This is a genomic window from Xanthomonas pisi DSM 18956, from assembly GCF_001010415.1.
Taxonomy (GTDB): domain Bacteria; phylum Pseudomonadota; class Gammaproteobacteria; order Xanthomonadales; family Xanthomonadaceae; genus Xanthomonas; species Xanthomonas pisi.
The window spans coordinates 34,868-56,461 of the sequence record NZ_JPLE01000006.1 but is presented as its reverse complement, the minus strand read 5'-3'; the positions used below and the strand labels follow the sequence as shown (position 1 = coordinate 56,461).

The window sequence follows — 21,594 nt, the reverse complement described above, 5'->3', positions numbered from 1 at the left end:
TGCTGCGCGCACCTTTCCGTGGAGTTGGCAGATGATCAAGGTCAGCGTGATGTACCCCTACCGCGAAGGTGCCCGTTTCGACCACGTCTACTACCGCGACCAGCACATGCCGCTGGTGAGCGCGCGCATGGGCGCAGCCTGCCTGCGTTACACGGTGGACAAGGGACTCAGTGGCGGCGACCCCGGCAGTACGCCGGCCTTCATCGGCATGTGTCATATCTTTTGCGAGTCGGTGGAAGCGTTCAACGGCAGCTTCGGCCCGCACGCAGCGGAGATCCTGGGCGACATCCCCAACTACACCGACCTGAGCCCGGTGATGCAGATCAGCGAGGTCGTGGTGGAATGAGGTGCGTGCAGCGTGCGTGGCCCATACCCCGCACGCTGCATCGTTTTGAGCCGAGAGGTGCAGATGCCGGCTCATTCGATCAGCCGTGCGGCCGGGCTGGCGATCGGCGATATCCAGGACTGGCTAGCGAACCCGGCAGCCGCGAAGGCAGCCTGTACCGCAGGCGCTGCGGCGTGCGCGGCGGCGCGCGTTTCGAACCAGGCAAACACGCTGGGGCCGGCACCGGAAATGCTTGCCCCCATCGCGTCATGCGCCAGCGCAGCCTGCTTGGCGGCTGCGAAGCCGGCGATCAATGGCGCACGGCGTGGCTCCACCAGTACATCGCGCAGGCCGGCGCGCACCAACCCAGCATCGCCGGCATGGCAGCCCGCCAATACCAACGCAAGATTGGTGCTCTGCGCGACGAACTCGCGCAACTGGTAATCGCCGGCCAGGGCCTCGCGCGCACGTCGGGTTTCCAGCACCGCGTCCGGGTGCACCAGCAAGCTGTGCCAGGCCGCCGGCACTGCGATCGGCACCAGCCGCTCCAGCGTGCACAACACCAGACCGCCCAAAAACAACGGCCCCAGATTGTCGCCATGCCGGCTCCCGCTGGCGACGGCTTCGCCGTCGAGCGCATGCTGGTACAGCTGCGCATTGCTCAGCGGCGTCTCCAGCAGCGCGTTTGCCGCCACCAACGCGGCCACACACGACGCTGCCGAGCCCCCCATGCCCGAGCTCAGCGCAATGCCCTTGTCGATCTCCACTTCAAAGCCGTATGGCAGACCCAACGCAGCGCGCAGCGACATCAAGGCCGCACCGGCGGTGTTGCGCTCGGCATCCAGCGGCAACGCGACGGTCGTGCCGCGAATGGCGGCGATGCGCACCACCGGCGCGTCGACACGACGCACGGTCACCGTATCGCCCACGCCATCGACCGGATATCCCAACAGGTCAAAGCCCACGGCCACGTTGGCAACCGATGCCGGGGCGAAGGCGCGCGCCTGGTGCGGAGCGTGCGCGCCGCGCGACGCGCCTTGCGCCTGCGCGACTGCCGATTGACCGATCACCGCCTGGCTCACAACCGCGCCCCCTCGCCCGCCGCCACCCGCAGCAGGTCGGCAAACACACCGGCCGCAGTGACTTCCGGCCCGGCACCCGGGCCCTGCACCACCAACGGGTTCTCGCAGTAGCGACGCGTGGTGAACTGCACCACGTTATCGGTCAGGCGCAGGTTGGCGAAGGCATGATCGGCAGGCAGTTCCACCAGCCCCACGCTCGGTGCGCGATCCGGCGGCAGCTGCGCGACATAGCGCAGCACATTGCCGCGCGCACGCGCATCACGCAGGCGTTGCGCGAACGTGGCATCCACTTCATGCAGGCGCGCCATGAAATCCTCCACGCTGGCCTGGCGCAGTGCTTCGGGCACCAGGCTTTCGACCTGCACATCTTCCAGACTGATCGCACGCCCTGCTTCGCGCGCCAGGATCACCAGCTTGCGCGCCACATCCACACCCGACAGATCGTCGCGCGGATCCGGCTCGGTATAGCCCATGCCACGCGCCTGCGTGACCAGCTCGGCAAACGGCACGCTGCCGTCGTATTTGTTGAACAACCACGCCAGGGTGCCGGAGAAGATGCCTTCGATCGAGGTCACCGCATCGCCGGTATCGACCAGATCGCGCAGCGTGGTGATCACCGGCAGTCCCGCCCCCACGGTGGCCTCGTAACGGAAGCGCGCGCCGCTGGCGTCGGCGGCCGCGCGGATCGCCTGATAACGCTGCAACGGGCCGGAGCCGGCCTGCTTGTTCGGCGTCACCACGTGGATGCCGGCGGCCAACCAGTCCGCATAGCGATCGGCGACTTCCGCGCTGCCGCTGCAGTCGATGATCACCGCATGCGGCAGGTGTGCGGACAGCAGGTGCGCGGTGAAACGTTCCAGATCGGTCGCGGTGGCTGCCGAGGCGAAGGCATCGCGCCAGTTGCCGACCAGACCGCGCTCGTCCAGCAACATGCGCCCACGCGAGACCACTGCGCGCAGCCGCAGATCCAGATTGGCCTTGCCCAGCAACTGCGGCTGCGCAATGCGCAACTGATCCAGCAACGCCGCGCCCACATTGCCCGGACCGATCACGCCCACCGAGAACGTCTGCGGCGAGAGCCAGAAGCCGGCGTGCGCCGCGCGCAAGGCCTTGGTCGCATGCGCTGCGTCGATGGCCACCGAGATGTTGCGCTCCGACGAGCCCTGCGCAATCGCCAGGATATTGACCTGTGCACGCCCCAGGGACTCGAACAGCCGCGCCGCCACACCGGGCTGCCCGGCCATGCCATCGCCCACCGCAGCGAGCACACTGATGCCGGTGGTCAGCTGCACGCGCTGCACCTGACCGACCGTGAGTTCATGCGCAAACGCCTGCAGCAAGGCATTGCGTGCGCGCTCGGACTCGTGCTGTTTGACCACGCAACAGATCGAATGCTCCGACGAGCCCTGCGAGATCATCACCACCGACACCTGCGCCGTGCGCAGCGCCGCGAACACCCGCTCGGCGGTGCCGGGCACGCCGATCAATCCGGTGCCCTCCAGATTCAGCACGGCCAGGTCGGGGCTGAGCGTCAGCCCCTTGATCGGCCCGCTCACCGCGCTGCTGGCAGTGATGCGCGTGCCCGGATGTTCCGGCTGGAAGGTGTTGCGGATGATGATCGGCAAACCGCGTTCGATCGCCGGCGACATGGTCTGCGGATGCACCACCTTGGCCCCGAAGTACGCCAGTTCGCAAGCCTCGTCGTAGCTCAGCGTTTCCAGCTGCACCGCCTCGGGCACCACGCGCGGGTCGGCCGACAGCACGCCGTCCACATCGGTCCAGATATGCAGCTCATCGGCATCGAACAAGGCCGCGAAGATCGCGCCGGAATAATCGCTGCCGTTGCGCCCCAGCGTGGTGATGCGGTCGGCGCGGTCGCGCGCCACGAAGCCGGTGACCACCACGCGCGTCTGCGGATGCGCCTGGCGCCAGGTGGCAAGGCGCTGCGCGCTGGTGTCCCAGTCCACATCCACACCGAGTTCGCCGCGATTGACCACCAGCACATCGCGCGCATCCAGGACCGCGCAATCTTCGCCAAGCGCGCGGAAATGATCGCCGAGCAATTGCGCCGAATACACCTCGCCCAGGCCTTGCACGCGGTCGAGCACCTCGCGCGGCAGCTCGCCGATCACCGCCAATGCACCGAGGATTTGCGACAGGTGCTCGAAGCGCTCGTCCAGCCACTCCACCGTCGGCCCCGAGTGTTCGCCAAGCAAGGCCACCGCCGCACCGCGATGGCGCGCGCGCGTTTCATGCCAGCGCTCACGCCACTCCGGGCGGTTCTGTGCGGCCAGCTCGGCCAGTTCGATCAAGGCATCGGTCACCCCCTTCATCGCCGACACCACGGTGACCTGCACCGTCTCGTCGCGGGCGAGCAACAACTGCGCCACATGCCGGTAGCGCTCGGCATCGGCCACCGAGGTGCCGCCGAATTTGTGCACGACGGTGCGTGCGGAAGAGGCGGCAACAGCAGCGGGTTCGAGCGAAACGACAGACGATGACATCGACAGACCTCGTTAGGGAGGCCCCGTCCGCATCAGATGAGGGAGGAAAGCCCCCGCATCCTGATCCGGGTGCGGGGCCGTTGTTTTCGGAAGTTACGCGAAGACGACGGGCCGCACCGGGCGAATGGTGACGGTGGTAATGGTGGTGGTAATGCCGGCCACGCTCGCACCCTGCCGCAGCTGCGGCTGGCAGAGAAGCGAAACACGGGCGGAGGTGTTATCCATGCATGCAAAAGACATCACAGGGCCGAGGCCTGTCAAGCATTGCGTGAATGGGCACGCGCACGCGCTCGGGGCGCGAAACAGAAAACCTTGCTGCTCAGGGATTTAAGCATCGCGCGCGCAAGCAATTGATTGCCATGGAAACTTTTGGAACGACTTTGAAGAGCCGCCCTGCGCAGGTTTCGAACCTCGATTGGTAGTGTCATGCGCTCAGATGACGCGATACAACTGACTAGACCGCTTGCGGGCGAGGCGTCGCTTCGCTGCCCGCATCAGTTCGCAGCAAGCAACAGATCGTCGCTATTGCCGCGCCGGTGAGTACGAGCCACCAGGATCAGCAGCGGAGATCAGCCGAGTACCTGGGGATTGAGTTGCCAGACCGAAAAGTTGAGCGCCGCCGCGAAGCTCACCCACGCCAGATACGGCACCAACAGCCACGCCGCCAGCGCCCGCCGCTTCGCGAACATGGCAATCGTTCCTGCCAGCACCAGCCACAACGCCACGATATCCGCGAATGCCCAAGCCCCGAGATGCCACGCGAAGAACAGCCAGCTCCACCAACCATTGAGCGTCAGCTGCAGCACGAACAGGCCCAGCGCCGGACGCGTCCCCGCCCGGCTGCCGCGCCGCCACACCAACCAGACCGACACCGCCATCATCCCGTACAACACAGTCCACACCGGCCCGAACAACCAGCCCGGCGGCGCCCACACCGGCCGCGCAAGTTCTGCATAGAAGCTGGCCGCCTGGATGGATGCCATCGCACCCAGCCCAGCGACCGCATAGCACAGCGCAAACCAGCCGAAGAGGCCGAACCATTGCGACTTTCTTGAAATACCTTGCGTCATGAATGCCATGAAGTCTTGTCGGGGCTCAGTAGCCTGGCAGAGCATCTGTGCAAGCCGCGACTAAGCACACAAGCGATTCCGTGCTCGGCTAACGCCGTACGGATTCGTGCCGTCATGTCCCATCTCCTGGGAGTGGGGAATTGGACTGCAAACTGGGGGCTACGCAAACCTGGGGGACGTCGGCAAAGCAGCACAAAGAATGTCTTGTGGAGAGTGCGGACTACGTCCTTCGCTGCTATCGCTACACTTCACTCCTGTGCGTGGTCGCCTGACCGACAACCCGGCAGCGTATCGCTGGGCCAGATGCTTAGCTAACTTAGCCAGCGCAGGCACTCCGCCCCCCCTTTTTTGCGGGCGTCATGCCCGCTCATCGGCCACGCAAACCGAACACCGTCGACTGATAAGTTAACCTGACCCCGTTATTCGCAAACCGAACACCGTCGACTGATAAGTTAACCTGACCCCGTTATTCGACCCCGTTATTCGGCCCTCAACCTGCTTCAGCGTGGCGACGATCTGGCTCTCGGTGAATTTGCTCTTGCGCATCGTTGGTCTCCTCGCTGGCTAGTGTGCCGGAGACCTCTAGTTATGGCTGGATCAATTTTACGGGAGGCTGACAGCGAGCACCAACCGTGCACGTCTGACGGCTGCTCGCTACGTTTGTTAGCCGCTCTTAGCCGATCATAATTAAGGCGATGAGCCGCTTTCAGATAGGTTTATGCTTAGTGAATGCTTGATGGCTCTAGGTTGGTTTCGTTTCACCAGTCTGTCACAAGATTTTCAGGAGAAATATTTCCTTTTTTTAAGAAATCGGAAAAGCAATTTTTTATTAAATCTATATTTCTTGTTACTGAGCTTTCATAATAAGTTTCGCCAAGTATTTCAGTTGTCCGTTTTTCGGCCTTGGTGTTTAATATGTCATCGACTTCATGGTCTCCATCTTCCATGTACTTACATAGCATTACTATAAACCTGCCGCATTCTGCGTGAAGCCTTAAATCATACGGTCCAATTTCTGGCTTTGGGTTAATCCAGACGCTAAGGGCGCCACTACTGAGTGATAAAGCATCTATGTAATTTTCAACATCACTAAGTGAAGGGCTTTGAATTACTGTCAATTGCTCTCTTTCGCCATTCTTATTTAATATGTATCCGCCCAATTTAATCATTTTTTTCCTCGATACTTTTCATTCCAGGTCTCCAAAAGTATAGCGTGCTAGCGCCCGTGCGAATATCTACTGCTTTGACTGCAAGTGAATTCAAGCCCGCCTTTTGGGCAGCAGCTGCTATGTCACCTTTGCAATAGCCACAAACATCTTGACCTTTCACATTAATCACCATATCCGCGTTCTTGGTTTTCCCTGCATCATATGCCTGTTGAATCACAGAAATTTCAGCGTGCGCTGTGGCCATGTTTCCATTCGGAAAATTTTTCCCAGGGTTCTTAGCTGACTTTTCTGCAATTCTATCGGTGATCAACGTCGGCATATAAGGGTTCGCATAAATTGGGTTTCTGCCACTTTGATTTACGTCGACAAAATTTTCCCCTCCTACGGTTGCTTCGGCATACACCTTGACCGCACCTTTAACTTCAGTAGTAGTCTCTGATCCAACGGGCCTCAGAGACTTCGGACGTGTCACTCCAAGGCTCCCGGTATCGGTTGATAGGCCAGTCCACGGAGCTACTGCCGCGCCCCCTATTTGGGCAAGGCTAGCAATGGAATTTGCAAGCCCCCTCCTATTCTCCTCACTCATTCCCGCCGCAGTCGCACCTAGATAGCCCAGGCTTGCGAGCGCGCTTGAGCTCAACGAGTCGTGGAGGGCGAAGAAGCCTCTCAGCTGCATCGAGGATGGGAGCAAATCTTCACTACGACCGACTTCAAGCCCTGACTTGATGAGCGCGTCAGCATAGATCATGTCGTTGGCTGTCATGTCGCGGCCGAACAAGCGCTCCATGAAGGTGAAATTCGTATTCGCGTACGCCTTCTTATCTCCGCTCAACCCTGCGTATGGAAAACCATACACTTGGTCTGGCCCGATGCCCTGCAGATTATTCAGATCGAAGCTTCCGTTCTGATCGAGATAGCGGTAGTAATAAGTAGCTAGATCAGCTTCCTGAACTTTAGTGAGAGTCTCTCCAGCCAATATCTTCTTCAGAAGACCGGCGCTCATCTGGTCACCAGCGTCAAGAAGGACCAGTTCTAATGATTCCTGAGGATTCAGTCCAAACTGTGCTTCAGCTTTCTGGCGAAGTTCTTTCAATCTCGCATGATCATCCTTGCCGAGGAAATTGTTCTCGACCGAATTCTTCGTAATATTTGCGGTCGTCGCAGCATCCGCTAAACTACCACCCGTTATCCCACCCGCAATTGCACCAACGGCCTGCGACAACGAGACGATCATCTGCTTGTCCGCTTCCGACAACCGATTCGGATCGAACTTGCCATCCGGGCCGTAGGCTTGCGGGTCGTCGCCGTATAGGGTTTTGGTCAGATACTGCGCGGCCAGCTCGCCGCCTGCGCCGGCTAATGCACCGCCAGCCATAGACGTACCGTTGACTTGCGCTAGCACTGCACCAAGCACCGCATGCGACAAGCCCTGCAGCACAGCGTTCGGATCGCTGCCGTGGTTCTGGTCGAAAGTTTTACCAATAAGCTGTGCGGCATAGGGTGCCAATGCATTACCGGCAACTTGGCCGGCGCCCTGGCCGGCGACGCTCCCGACCAAGACCGTGCTGACCGCCTGCAACGCACGGCTATAGTCGCCGCCCGTGCCCCATTGCTGCTTTGACTCGTAGGCCGCACGGTAGTCGGGAACCTTTTGTAGCAGTTCGCTTTCCCGCTGAGCAGGCGTCAACGCTGAGAAACGGGTCTTTTCATCGTCGGTCTCGAGGCCCTCTTTGTACTGTGCTTCGATGGCACGCGTTTTGCTCTCAGCGGCGGCCGCAATGTCATCGCCAATCTGCTTGCCAGTTGCCATCACGGTACCGGCAGCGGCAGCCATCGCCTGCTGCTCGCCCAGGATCTTGCGCACGTCCGGCAGTGTGGCAACCGCTTCGTGTGCGGCACTGGCATCAGTATTGATGCCGGTTGCCGCAGCCGTGGTGGTCTTGCCACCGATCTTGATGTTGCCTTCGGTCAACGTGGCGCGGGTATAGCTCGTGTCGCTGCCGCTTTCACTCATCGGCACGCCCGGCATGAAGCTGCCCGTATTGGCCTTGCCGTAGTTGCCGTTGGCGATGTTGTTGCCGATGTCTGTGGACTGCTCACCAGCGGTCCGCTCGATCGGGTTGCCGTTGGCATCGGTTTGGTTGCCGGTACTGCCGAATCCACCGCTGACGCTGCCGGATGAGGCGCTGTAGTCCATCCGATTTTTCAGATCGGTAACCGTCAGCGAGTCGGCGGTCAGCTCGCTGTTGTTGGCGTTGGTGCTGGCGATGGCGCCGCCGATCAGGTTTACGTTGCCGGCGGTGACGTGGTACCCGCCATTGCCCGCAAACAGGCCCGACTGCTCGACGACACCGAGGTAGTTGCCATTGGCCTTGGCGCCGCTTGCGTACCCGCTGACATCCCATGCAGTACCCGCCGAGATCTGTACGCGTCCACCAACGCTGCTTTCCTTGGATTGGATGTCCAGCTTGTCTTGCAGCGATTCGATGGTCAGGTCGCCACCGATCTGTGCATCGACCCTGTCACCCTTGACCACTGCGCCGCGCAAGGTGGCATCGCCTTCCGACGTGAGCACGATGTTCTGCCCGGCCAGCTGCGTGTTCTGCCAGGTGCTGCCATCCACGTTCGACCTGTGGCTACCGGCACTGGCTTGCACGTAGGCATACACGCCGGTCTGCGCGCCCACCGATGCGCCGACGCCGACCTCAAAGCCGGCGTTGCTGCCCTTGCTCTGCTCGGTGTTGCTGGAGTTGCCCGCTTCCAGCACCAGATCGCGTGCCGAATCCAGGCTCAGCGTGTCGCCGGCCTTGAGGTTGCCCTGCACGATGCGCAGGTCGCCTTCGGTGGTCTTCAGGCGCACATTGCCACCACCGGTGATGGTGGAGCCCTGCGAGAGTTGGCTGCTGCTGTTGAAGCTGCTCTCGTTGGTGGCGAAACCCACGCCTGCTTCGACGCTGAGTAAAGAGCCGCTACCCGCACCGCCGGCCATGCTGCTGATCGCACTAGCCGATTGATACGCATTCGCCGCGGCCGCCATCCCCTGCATCGCGCCCAACCGCCCATCGGATTTGCGCGCATCGTCCACATTGTTGATCAGATCGATCAGCGGGGATTTGATGCGCGCGAACGCACCGATCTTCAGGTCGTCGTCCTGCTGCGAGGCCGAGCTGCTCTGGTTGGCGGTCAGCAGCTGGATCGAGGCCGCGGTGATGTCCACGTCCTTGGCCGCGACCACGTTGCTGGCCGACTGCGTGTACGTGCCACCTGCGGTCAGGCTGACATTGCCGCCCAGGCTGCCGACGTTGCTGGCCACCTGCGCGACCTGGGCGTTGTCGTCGGTGTGGTTCTTCTTGTTGTAGCCGGCAAAGCGCTCGGTGTCGGAGATGACCACCGTGCCGATGCCCTTGCTGGTGGACTGATTGGTATTGCCCAGGAGGTCCTGGCCGCTCTGGATGGTCAGGTCGCCGGCCGCACGCATGCTGACATTGCCTTGGGCTGCGATGTTGCTTGCGGTCAGGGAGATGTCGCCCTGCGTGGTGGTCAGGCTGGCATTGCCGCCCACCGACAACTGGGTGCCGGTGATGGTGTCGGTCTGGCCGTTGCCGGTGCCTTGCTGGTTGTAGTTGCCGTAGGGCAAGCCTGCGGCATTGTTGAAACCCCAGCCTTTGCCGGTACTCGCATTGCCGCTGGACTGGGTGTTGTGCGCGACATCGAACACGATGTCCTTGCTGGCGAGCAGCAGCGCATTGCCCTCCGCGGACATTTGCGTGCCCTGGCTGGTGATCGAGCCATCGCTGGCCAGCAAGGTGAGGTTGCCACCGGCGGCCAGTTGGCTGACGCGCGCATCGCTGGTGCTTTCGTTTTGCGATGCGTTGGAGCGATGGCTGCTGGCCTGGATCACCACCGGGGTGATCGCGGCCATGGTGCCGGCGGCTGCGCCCTCGGCGTCGCGGCTGATCTTGCTCATGGTCGAGCCGGTGTCGACCATGTTCTTGGTGGTCGAATCGCGTGCGCTGCGGTACGACGCACCCGGGTCGTACGTCACCCCCACCGAGAACCCGCTGGACTTGCTCGACTGGCTGGCCTGGTGATCGACCGTGTCCTGGCGCGCCAGCAGGGCGATATCCTTGGCCGCCAGGGTCAGGTCCTTGCCGGCACCGATGTCGGAGGCGGCGATGGTCAGCTGGTTGCCCGCGCTGATGACGAGGTTGCCGTCCGTTGAACCGACCGACGATGCGACTTGGGTAACCGACTCGGTCGCGTTCTCGCTGTTGCTGCGCGCTTTGCTATAGCCAATGCTGGCAACGCCGCCGCCAATGCCGCCGGTCAGGCCGGATCGCTTCTGGCTGAAGCTATGCGCTTCGCTGCTGGTGTCCTGCGCTGACTCGATGGTGACATTGTTGCCTGCTGCCAGACGCACGTCGCCATTGGCAAGCACGGTTGAGCCGACCACTGCCACATCGTTACCGGCAGAGATATTGACGGACTCGCCACTCAGCGCCGTGCCGATTGCAAATGTGTCCTGCCACTCATCATGCGTGGTCGTAGTCTTGCTGGAGAACGTGCCCTTCTTCTTCTTGGTCATGTCCTGCACGGCGTCGTGCTGCTCGCTGGCGGCGAGCAGGTTGACGTCGTTGCCGGCAGCCAGGGTAATGCCGCCTTCCTTGGTAGCGGCAGATGCGGCGGTGAGGGTGATGTCATTGCCGGCCTGCATCGCCAGGTTGCCGCCGGCACTGAACTCGACCCCGTGGACGCTTTCGTCGCTGGTACTGGTGGTCTGCTTGAAGCGCTTGCGCGTTTCCAGCGTGTTGCTGGTGTCCACCGTGGTCAGCGTGCTGGCATTGATGTCGTTGCCGGCGCTGATGCCCAGACCCTTGCCGGCGTCCAGCTTGGCCGCGACCAGATTGACGTCGTTGCCGGCGCTGAGGATCAGGTTGCCGCCGGCCGTCAATGCTTGCTGGTCGATGGTTTGAGTGGTGGTCGTCGTGGTGACGCGCGTCTTGCCGTTGCGGCTCTTGTAGCTGTTGGTTTCGGTCTCGTTGAGGACAGATTCGACGTTGAGGTTGTTGCCTGCGGCAACGATCAGATCGCCGCCGGCCTTGACGTCGGCCTGGCGGATGGTCAGGTCGTTGCCGGCGGTCAATTGCAGGCTGTCGCCGGTGCTGATGGTGGTACGGGTGGCGACCTTGCCGTCCAGACCGGTGGTCGGGGTCAGCGAGAGGTTGTTGCCTGCCTGCAGTGCGGCACTGCCGCCGGCGTTGATGGTCACGCCATGCAGTTGCAGGTCGTTGCCTGCGGAGACGACCAGGTCCTTGCCCGTGATCACCGACACGGCATCGCCACCGCGCAGCAGGCCGTTGTCGTTACGCAACGCGCTGGGCGTGAGGCTGAGGTTGTTGCCAGCGATCAATGCGGCGCTGCCACCCGCCTGCACGCGGGTGCCGGTCAACGTCATGTCGTTGCCGGCAAACAATTGCAGGGTATTGCTGGCAGTAATGCCCGACAGGATGCCGACACCGTTGATGGCCTTGCTTGCTTCGCTGACCAGGTTGTTGCCTGCCACCAGTGCGACATCGCGGCCCTGGATCTGGCCCTGGTTGAGCAGGTCGTTACGCGCTTCCAGCGACACGCTGCCAGTGCCGCTGATGCGGCCCTGGTTGAGCAGGTTGCCTGCGGTGACGCTGACATCGGCACCGGCGATGACGCCCTGGTTGCTCATGGAATTGGTGGCATTGAGCTCGACATTGCCGCCGGCGATCAAGGCGCCATTGCCACGCAACTGCAGCGAGTTGGAGGCCAGATACACGACCGGCACCAGCACCTTCTGGCCCTGGTAGTCCTGCTCCACCATCCACACGATGTCCTGCGTTAGCGCAGCGGCCTGCGCGGCGGTGAGGCCCACGCCCATGCTCAGTTGCAACTGACCTGCGGCGGCCACGCCGGACTCCAGCAAGGCACGGTACTGCGCCACACCATCGGCGTAGTTGCCCAGATAGCGGCGGCCGGTGAGCTGGGTGATCTGATCAAGTACCAAACGCTGCTCGTAGAAACCATCGCCCAGGCGGGTCTGGGTCCACTCCGGGTCCACACCCAGCTTGTCCAGCAGGAAGTCGCTGCTGATGAAGTTGTCGTAGTTGACGAAGCGCGGATCGGTCTCGATCAGGTAACGACGGCCGGGGCCATTGCTGCGCCAGGCGTTGATGCCGCCCAGGCCGGTTGCTGCGCGGCCCATGGCCGTGCGGTCGGTGGCCGTTCCATTGGACAGCCGATACAGGCCGCCAATGGGCAGATCGATCTGCGTCAGCGAGGTTTGCCCGCTACCCACAATGTTGGTCACCGGAATGGTGGCCGGGTCGACGCGGGTACGGCTTTCGCCAGCGCCGGCAATGACGCCACCACCGGTAGCCGCGGCTTGCACGTGGGCCTGATCAACGGTGCTACGCACCAAGCCACTGTCATTGGACATGACCGGTGCGACCGACATTTTGACGATACCGCCCGACGTGGCCAGCGTGGCGTCCTGCGTGTTGGCGCCGACTTGCGTGCCTGCGCTGCCGCTGGTGCCGGTGGCAACACGGATGCTGCCCGCGCCGCCATTGGCGAGACCGATCACGGCCTGGCCGCCCACTCCGCCGGCGCGCTGCGCGGTGCGACCGCTCAAGCCGCCTTGCGCACCGACGCCATTCAGCGAGGCACCGCTGATGCTACGACCATCGCTGCCAACAGCGCCGTTGCTGATGTTGGCGCCGTTGATGCTGACGCCTTGGTTGCCGGTCATGCTGGCGCCTAGCGCGATATAGCTGCTGCTGACCGTTGAGGAGCTCAGCCGCTGGTCTTCTTCTTCGTAATAGCAAACGACCTTCTGCCCGACCGGCTGCATGCAGTCATTGGTAATCGCGGTGACGATGTGTTCCACGTCGCTTTGTCGAACCGTCTGATTCAACGCCAGCGCCTGGTTAAGCAGCTGCTCGCCGCCGACGATCATTCCGTCCGAAAGTCCGCCAAGACCGCGTTGGTTGGCAGCGAACACGCCTGCTGCAGCGATGGTCGAGGCATTGTTCGTCACGCTCCCCGACAGCAAGATGTTTCCGCCCGCCGCAATTCTTCCCTCTGCGCTTGCGGAAGACAGCTGCTCCTGCTGGATTACCTGATAGTTACGATAAATGCCAGGCGCGAGCCCAGTGTAGGGATAAGGCGCCCGGGCTCCTTGAAGGTTGCGGATCGCCTTACCTTCAATCAGCTCACCACCCGAATAAATATCGTCGTTGCCGGGATCGGTGGAGACGCTGGTTGTGTTGACCACACGACGCCGATTATTAATCTGGCTCGCCGCAATCAGAATGCTCCCGTCGGCCTCGATACTGCCCGACAGGTTATTCACCACCCCGGTGCGCGATACCAGCGTGCCACCACCATCCTGCGCCCCGCCAATCGCGATATTGCCCTGGCTGAAGATGCGCGCATCGCGATTGAGCAGCTGATCGCGCACGATCAGATTCATATTGCGGGTGGAGCCGAGCAATGCGGTGCCGTAGGCAGCATTGTCGGTCGCACCACCCAGATCGGCGCCATTGACCAGCGTGCCGGTATTCACCGCGACATTGCCACCGACGATGCTGCCGGTGTTGTAAACGCTGTTGGCAACGAGCGACAACGCTCCGTTGCCGGAAATGCTGCCGGCGTTGTCGATGACGTTGCCGCCGTTGAGGCGGGTGTCGTTGGACAGGATGTTAGCGCCCGCACGGTTGGTGATGCTGCCGGCCGTAATGTCCAGGCTGCGCGCAGCCTTGAGCGTGGCTTCGTTGACCAGGTTGCCGCCAACGCGCAGGTTGAAATCGCCATTGCTGACCAGGTCGGCGCCGGCGCGGTGCGTGTAATCGCTGCGCAGGGTCAGATCCAGCAGGTTCTGCGCGAGGATGCTGCCGCCACCGTCGAAGCCGACCGTGTCGATCACCACATCGCCGGCGCCGCCGGTAACGCTGCCGGCACCAATCTGGCCACCGGCATTGCTCAGGTTCTGCAGGTTCAAACGGACTGACTGCTCCGCCTTGATCTTGCCGCTCTGGTTATCGAGCGTGGCACCCGCGCGCTGCAGCAGGAAGTTGGCGCCGGCATAGACGTTGCCGCCCTGGTTGTTCAAGCCATTGGTGTTGGCGATCAGGTCGCCGCCAGCGACCAGCTGGCCGCTATTATTGGCGATGCTGGCAGCATCGATCACCACGCTGCCGCGTCCACCGAGATTGCCGCCACTGTTGGTCAATGCACCGCCAGTGGTGATGCGCGTCAGTCCACCACCGCTGTTGACGATGCTGCCTTGCGTATTGTCGATACGACCGCCCGATGCGGTCAGCGTGTTGCCGGCATCGAGCTGACCACCGCTGTTGAGCAAGGCCCCGGTGACGGCAACGTTGAGATCGCGGCCCGCGCTGAGCTTGCCGCCCTGATGATTGTCCAGCTGGCCACGTGCGGTGACGCTGAGGTCGCGTCCGGCTTGCAGGCTGCCGCCGGCACTGCTGAGATTTTCTGCAGTGATCACTGCATCGGTACTGACACCAATCGTGCCGTTGCCATTGTCCAGGCCGCGATTGAGGTCCACCCGCAAGCTGCCGCCCGCACCTGCGTTGGCGACTGCCTGCACGGTACCGCCTGCATTGCTGAGACTGTCGGCACGCAAGGTCAGCGCACCACCACTGGCCTGCAGCAGGCCATTGCGGTTATCGGCCGCACCGCCGCTTTGTACACTCAATCCACGCGCGGAGACCGAACCACCTATATTATTGAGACTGCCAACGCCCAGCACTGCGTCGCCCGCTGCGGCAATCGCGCCGCCCTGGTTGTTCAACGCGCCGCTGGCCCCCAGGTCCAGTTGCCCCTGGGTGAGGATGCGCCCACTGCTGTTGCCGAGCGCACCACGACTGGTGACCGACAGGGCGCCGGTTCCGGCGTGTTCGATGCGTCCCTGTGCATTTTCCAGGCTGGCCGCGGTGATGGTCAGATCCTGCGCATTGCTGGCCAGCGTGCCACCGGTGTTGTCGATCGCGCCGCCGATGCTGACGCGGGTCAGTCCGTTGCCGCTTTGCACCAGTCGGCCGCCGACATTGCTCAAGCTGCCGCCGTCGACACTCAGCTGGTTGGCTTGCATTTGGCCCGCGACGGTGTTGAGTCGCCCGTTGTCGATATTGCCGCCGGCCTGCACGGTGAGCGTGCCGCCTGCGAGCAAATCGCCGCCACGATGATCGAGATTGCCGCCGGTGGTCAGTGCGACGTTGCCGGTTGCGCGCGTGCTGGCGCCAGCCAGTTGCAGTTGGCTGCCCTGCACCGTGAGGTTGCCGCCGGCCAGCAACTTGCCTGATGCACCCAACTGGCGATCGGCGACCAGGCTCAACGTACTGCCCGCGCCCAGATTGCCGTCACCGGCAATGCCTGCACCGACTGTACCGGCAATGTTGATCTCGCCCGCACGCAGGCTCAGATTTCCCGACGCGGTGGTCTGCCCGGCGTTTTCGATCCGCGCGCCCTGCAGCCCCACTGTCGCACCACTGACGACGCCCTGCTGACGCACCACGGCGTCGCTGGCCAGGGTGACCTGCTCGCCGCGCAGCTGACCTGCAACGGTCAGATCGCTTTTGGAACGCAGATCGAGCGTGTTGCCAGCACTCAGAGTGCCGCTTTGCGCCAACGCACCATCCGCTTGGGCAGAGAAGGCGCCCGCCGCTGCCAGGCTGCCGTCGAGCTGCAGGCTGCCACGGCTGATCAGGACCACATCGCCGCGCTCGCTGCCAAGCTGGCCGCTGCTGGCGAGCTGCCCGGACTCCACGCGCAGGCCGTTGCCGCCGATCAGATCGCCACGATTGTCCACGGCACCAGCGGCAGTCAGACCCAAGCGCTGCAAACCGTACGCCTGACCGGTTTGACGCAGCGAACCGACGCCCAGCGTGAGTTGATTGCCAGCGCGCACGGCGCCAGCATTCTCGAGCAAACCGCCGATGGAGAAGGTAGCGTCGCCCTGCGCGAGCAACACGCCGTTTGTGGCATTACTTGCGCTGGCTGCCGTGACGTTCAAGCTCTGACCAGCGACGACTTGCGCTGCATTGGTCAATGCACCGGTTGCGCTCACCACCACGTTGCGATCGGCTTGCGCCACACCGGCAACCGCCAGGTCGCCGGTGCTGCGCAGATTCAGATCAGTGGCTGCATCGAGTGCGCCACGGCTATCGATCGCCGCGCCATCCAGGCTGATCGCGCCACTACTTTGCAGCACTGCGGCTTGCGCTATTGCAATACGCGCGCCGCGCAACGTGGCATTGCCTGCAGACACCGCCTGTCCGTTGAAGGTGAGAGTCCGCTGTGCCTGCAGATCGAGTTGCGTTGCCGACTGCAGCGTGCCTGCCGTGGTGAGGTCGCGCCCTGCCTGTAGCGCGATCGACTGCGCCTTGAGCGAACCGGCCTGCTGGAGATCGCCAACTGCCGTTGCCTGCAATGTGGTCGCTGCGGCGACAACGCCTTCCAGCGTCATATCGCCTCGGCTGGTCAGCGCGACGTTGGCGGCTTCGCTCCCGAGCTGGCCGCTACTGCGTAAGCTGCCTGCCTCCACCAGCAGCGCATCCTTGGCAATGAGGTTGCCACGGTTGTCCAGTGTTCCAGTGACGGTTGCGGTCAATGCGTTGCCTGCGATGGCATTACCGCTCTGATCCATGCTGGCAGCGGTGATGCGCAGATCGCCGCCGCTCTGCAGGCTGCCGCGGTTCTGCAACGCGCCAGTGGTCAGCGTGACGCTGCCATCGGCCGCCAACACGCCGGCCGCCACGTTAGTGATGTTGCCTGTCTGCACCGACAGATCACGGCCGGCAATCACCTGGCTCGCGTTGCTCAAGGTATCGGTTGCGCTCAGCACCACATCGCGATTGGCTTGCACCACGCCTGCGAGCGCAAGTGCTCCGGTGCTGCGCAGGCTCAGGTCCGTGCCGGCATCGAGCGTGCCACGGCTGTCGATTGCCGCACCGTCCAGGCTGATCGCGCCGACGCTTTTCAGCACGGCGTCGCGGCCGGTGGCGATGCTGTTACCGCGCAGGTTTGCGTCACTACCCGCCTGCGCCTGACCGTTCAACGTCAGGCTGCGCTGCGCCTGCAGATCCAACGCAGACGCTGACTGCAATGTCCCAACGGCAGTGAGATCGCGGCCGGCCTGCAATGTCACGACCTGCGCGTTGAGCGAGCCGGCCTGCAGCAGATCGGTACCAGCGGTGGCTTGCAGCGTGGTCGCCGCAGCCATCACACCTTGTAGATCGATCGCGTTCTGGCTGGTCAGCGTCAGTGCGCCGTTGACCGAGCCGAGTTGCCCGCTGCTGAAGATGCTGTCGGCAGCGATGCTCAGATCCTTGCCGGATACCAGCTGGCCCGCGTTCTCGAATACGCCTTTCGAAGCGATCGACACAGCGTCGCCGCTATAGACACGGCCGCGCTGCAGCAATGTTCCGGTGTTCAGTGCAAGGCCACGCTCGCCATGCAGGGTGCCATTGTTCTCCAGCACGCCAGCGACATCGACGCGCAGGTCGCGTAGTGCGCCCAAGGTCGCAGTTGCGGCGTTGTCGGCACTGGCAGCTTGCACACGCAGATCGCGGGCTGCCACGACTTGAGCGCCATTGTTCAACGCGCCCGCAGCGGTCAGCGCAACATCGCGCCCGCCCTGGGCCACGCCAGCCAGTGCAAGATCACCGGCGCTGCGCACGTTCAAATCGGTCGCCGCATCGAGCGAACCGCGGCTATCGATGGATCCACCATCCACGGTGATGCCGGCACCGCTCTGCACCACTGCTGCAGCGCCCGTCATAATTGTTGCGCCGGTGACACTTGCGTCACCGGTGCTCGATGCTTGCCCATTCAGGGCGAGCGTGCGCTGCGCCTGCAGATCCAACGTGGATGCCGATTGCAGAGTGCCATTTGCAGTGAGGTCGCGCCCCGCCTGCAATGCGATCGACTGTGCCTTGAGCGAACCAGCCTGCTGCAAATCGCCGCCAGCAGTCGCACGCAATGCAGTGGCCGCTGCAACTACACCCTCGAGTTGCATCGCGTCTCGGCTGTTCAAGGTGACATCGGCCCGCTCGCTACCCAACTGCCCACTGCTACGCAGCGTGGCCGCATCGATCTGCAACGCATCCTTGGCGATCAGATTGCCACGATTGGCCAGAGTGCCTGCGATGGCGGTGCGCAACGCATTGCCTGCAGACGCGCTGCCGCCCTGGTCCATATTTGCAGCGCTGATCTGCAGATCGCCACCGGCCTGCACGCGGCCTGCGTTGTTCAGCAGTGCCGTCGTGGTCAGGGCGATGTTGCCCTCGCCCGCCAGCACACCGTTCAAGGTGTTATCCAGGCTGCCTGCCTGCAACGACAGATTGCGGCCTGCAAAGACCTGCGCCGCGTTACTGAGCGCGCCGGTGGTATTGAAAACAACGTCGCGGCCGCCTTGTGCCACACCCGCCAGCGTCAGATCGCCTTGGCTGCGGATTTGCAGATCGCTGCCCGCGTCCAGCTTGCCGCGGCTGTCGACGGCTGCGCCCTCCAGCGCGATCGCGCCAGCGCCTTGCAGCACCGCATCCTGGCGCGTCGTCAATGTGGCAGCACGCAGTGAAGCATCACCACCGGCCTGACCCTGCCCAGCAAACGTCAGTGCGCGCTGTGCCTGCAGATCCAGCGTGGATGCCGATTGCAGATTGCCAGCGGCGGTGAGATCACGCCCGGCACTCAATGCCAGCGATTGAGCCCTCAACGACCCTGCCTGCTGCAGATCGCCAGCGGCGCTGGCCTGCAGCGTGGTCGCAGCGGCAACCACGCCTTGCAGCGCGATATCGCCCTGGCTGCCCAGACGAACACCTGCCGCTTCGCTGCCGAGTTGACCGCTGCTGCGCACGCTACCGGCATCGATCTGTAGCGCGTTCCTGGCAATCACATTGCCAGCGTTGTCGAATGACCCGCTCACAGCTGCCGAAAGCGTGTTGCCCGAGCTGGCGCTGCCGCTTTGCGTGAACGCGCCTGCGGTCAGCTGCAGATCGCTCGCCGCATACAGGCTGCCGGCGTTGTCCAATGTGCCGGCCGTGCGCACGCGCGCACCGGCATCCGACGAAAACGCGCCCACCTGCGCATTGCGCAACGAGGCTGCATCTACATCCAGCGCACCGGCTGCGACCACCTTCGCGCGGTTATCCAGTACTGCTCCCGCCTGCAATGTGGCTGAGCCGGCGCTCTGCACGGTGCCGTCCAACGCGAGATCGGCAGCACTGGTGATGCGCAGGTCGCCACCTGCATCGATGACACCGCTGTGCTCGATCGCCGCGCCGCGCAATTGCACCGCGCCGTCGCCGCGGAGCTGACCACGCTGACGCAGCGCGCCGTTCGCCTGCAAACCGATCGTGCCTGTCGAACCCACCACGGCATCGCTGACGAGCTCACCGCCTGCGGCGATCACCAACCCACCGGCGGTGGTCTGCAAGGTGCCGGAGAGTGCGGTATCGCCGCCGCTACGAAGATTCACGCTACCGGCATTGACGATACCCGAGACCTGCGCATCCGCTGCGGCGTCCAGGCCCAAGGCAGTACCTGCCACGGTGTTGCCGCTGAGCGCCAGACCGCCGCGGCTGCGCAGCAGCGTATCCCCACGCTGGCTGCCGATATCGCCACGACTGTCCAGCTGCGCCGCGTCGATGGTCAGCGCATTGCCTGCAACGAACTTGCCGCTATTGACCAGGCCACCCGTAACGGCCGCCTGCGCATCGCGTGCGGCCGCCAGACTGCCTGTCGTGGTGACAGACGCTGCCTGGAGACGCAGATCGCGGCCGGCGTAGCCGCTACCGGCATTGTTCAAGGCGCCTGCGCTTCGCAACTCCAGATCGCCGCCCGCAGACAGTGCGCCGCGCTGTGCGATGTCGATACTCGCCGCATTGAGCGCCACTGCATCCGCTGCAATCAGCTGGCCCTGCAGCTCCAGCCGACCGCCGGCTTGCACATCAGCCCTCTGCCCGGCCTGCGCCAATCCACCCAGGCGCACGTTGCCGCTGCTGTTCACGCGCAAGGCGGTGGCCGCGTCCAGGGTGCCCAGTGCATCGATCGCGTTCGCATTCAGCCCGATCGCGCCGCCGCTCTGCAGCGTGCCGGTCAGGCCAATCTGGCCCGCGCGCAGGGTTGCAGCGGTTGCCGCATACGCCACACCGTTGCTACGCAATACACCATCGGCGCCCAGATCCAGCGCACCAGTCGTATGCAGGCTGCCATCGGCATTCAATTCCGAACCGAACAAACGGATGGCGCCGGCGCTGCTGCGGCCGCTATGGCTCAACGCGCCACTGGCTTGTGCATCCAATGTACCGGCGGCGACCAGATCGCCCGCCAGGCTCATGCGCGCACCGCGCAGACGCACATCGCCCTGCTGCGAGCCGAGCACGCCGCGTTGGTCCAGATCGCCCGCTGCACGTACAGTCAAACCATCGCGTGCCACCGCAGTGCCGTTGAGACTCAGCTGGCCCGCGCTGTCGATCTGCAGATCGCCGCTCTGCGCGGCCAGGGTGCCGCGGCTGACCACGCCCACGCCGGCTTCGGTAGCGATCAGACGAATGCGGTCGGCATACATGCCGCCCAGCTGCGCGACGTCGATACCGATCGACGGCGCAGCGCCATCGGTACCGGGCAGCACGTCGAGCAACATGCCGTCGTAGTTGACGCGTCCAGCACCCGCACTCGCGACCAGTTCCTTGGTCCAGATCGACCCATCGACGCTGAGCTGGCGCGACAGCAGATCCAGGCGATCCACATTGAAGGCATCAAGACCATTGCTGCCGATGCTCAGCGCACCGCCGGTGATGGTGAAACCATTCAAGGCGCCATCGCCACCCAGGTTGGGCGTGCCGGTGGTCAGCGTGACGCGCGAGGTGTTGAGAAATCCGCAGCCATTGCAGGAAATCCCGTTGGGGTTGGCGATCACCAATTGCGCCTTGGCGCCGGCGATTTCGGTGTAACCCTGCAGGCGGCTGCTGGCCGAGGTGACCTCGTTGAGGATCAGCGATGCCGCACCGCTGCGTTGCAGATTGTTGTTGCCGGCGACATAGCCGCCCAGCTCGGTCTTGGAAATCTGTGCGCTGTTGTTGAGGATCAACCCATTCGGGCCGACGTTGAAATTGCTATAGCGATTATGGGAAATGCCGCGCGCATTGGGGGCGACGATATCCACCACCGGCACGCCGTTGGCTGCTACCTGCTGGCCGGGCGTCTGACCACCGGGGTTGGCCGTCGGCGCAACCTGCGCCCACGCCGGGAACGATGTCCAGGTCACGGTGAAGCACAGCAGCAGCGCCAGTGCGCGCTTGCTTTGTTCGGCCACGTAGCCACGCACGCTCATCGTTTCGGTGTCCATCGTTTCTCTCTCGCCGCCCGCAGGCGTCATCAATCAACAAGCGC

Annotated in this window: 6 protein-coding genes; 1 reads left to right on the top strand and 5 read right to left on the bottom strand. The window is 63.3% G+C overall.

The window, feature by feature from the left end; genetic code table 11:
• The first annotated feature begins 31 nt into the window (after positions 1–31).
• Positions 32–346 (top strand): EthD family reductase, encoded by a 315-nt coding sequence (locus Y887_RS00690; protein ID WP_046962517.1) that lies wholly within the window; start codon positions 32–34, stop codon positions 344–346.
• A 71-nt stretch (positions 347–417) separates the two neighbouring features.
• Here Y887_RS00690 and Y887_RS00685 read toward each other — a convergent pair whose 3' ends face one another.
• The 5 genes from Y887_RS00685 to Y887_RS00670 all read right to left on the bottom strand — a co-directional run bounded on the left by Y887_RS00685 (position 418) and on the right by Y887_RS00670 (position 21,550).
• Entirely contained in the window at positions 418–1,407 is a 990-nt protein-coding gene (locus Y887_RS00685) for a homoserine kinase (RefSeq protein WP_046962516.1), read from the bottom strand.
• Complete coding sequence (thrA, locus tag Y887_RS00680) at positions 1,404–3,911, bottom strand: bifunctional aspartate kinase/homoserine dehydrogenase I (RefSeq protein ID WP_046962515.1); 2,508 nt, start codon at positions 3,909–3,911, stop codon at positions 1,404–1,406. The genes Y887_RS00685 and thrA overlap by 4 nt, the downstream gene beginning before the upstream one ends.
• A 569-nt stretch (positions 3,912–4,480) precedes the next feature.
• Positions 4,481–4,981 carry a TspO/MBR family protein gene (locus tag Y887_RS00675; RefSeq protein ID WP_046962514.1) on the bottom strand — a complete coding sequence of 167 codons (501 nt, stop codon included), beginning with the start codon at positions 4,979–4,981 and terminating at the stop codon, positions 4,481–4,483.
• A gap of 758 nt (positions 4,982–5,739) precedes the next feature.
• Complete coding sequence (locus Y887_RS19990; RefSeq protein WP_146093329.1) at positions 5,740–6,150, bottom strand: DUF6911 family protein; 411 nt, start codon at positions 6,148–6,150, stop codon at positions 5,740–5,742.
• On the bottom strand, positions 6,143–21,550 hold the full coding sequence (locus Y887_RS00670; protein ID WP_104611302.1) for a hemagglutinin repeat-containing protein: 15,408 nt from the start codon (positions 21,548–21,550) through the stop codon (positions 6,143–6,145). Before Y887_RS00670 ends, Y887_RS19990 begins: the two co-directional genes overlap by 8 nt.
• Positions 21,551–21,594 lie beyond the last annotated feature (44 nt).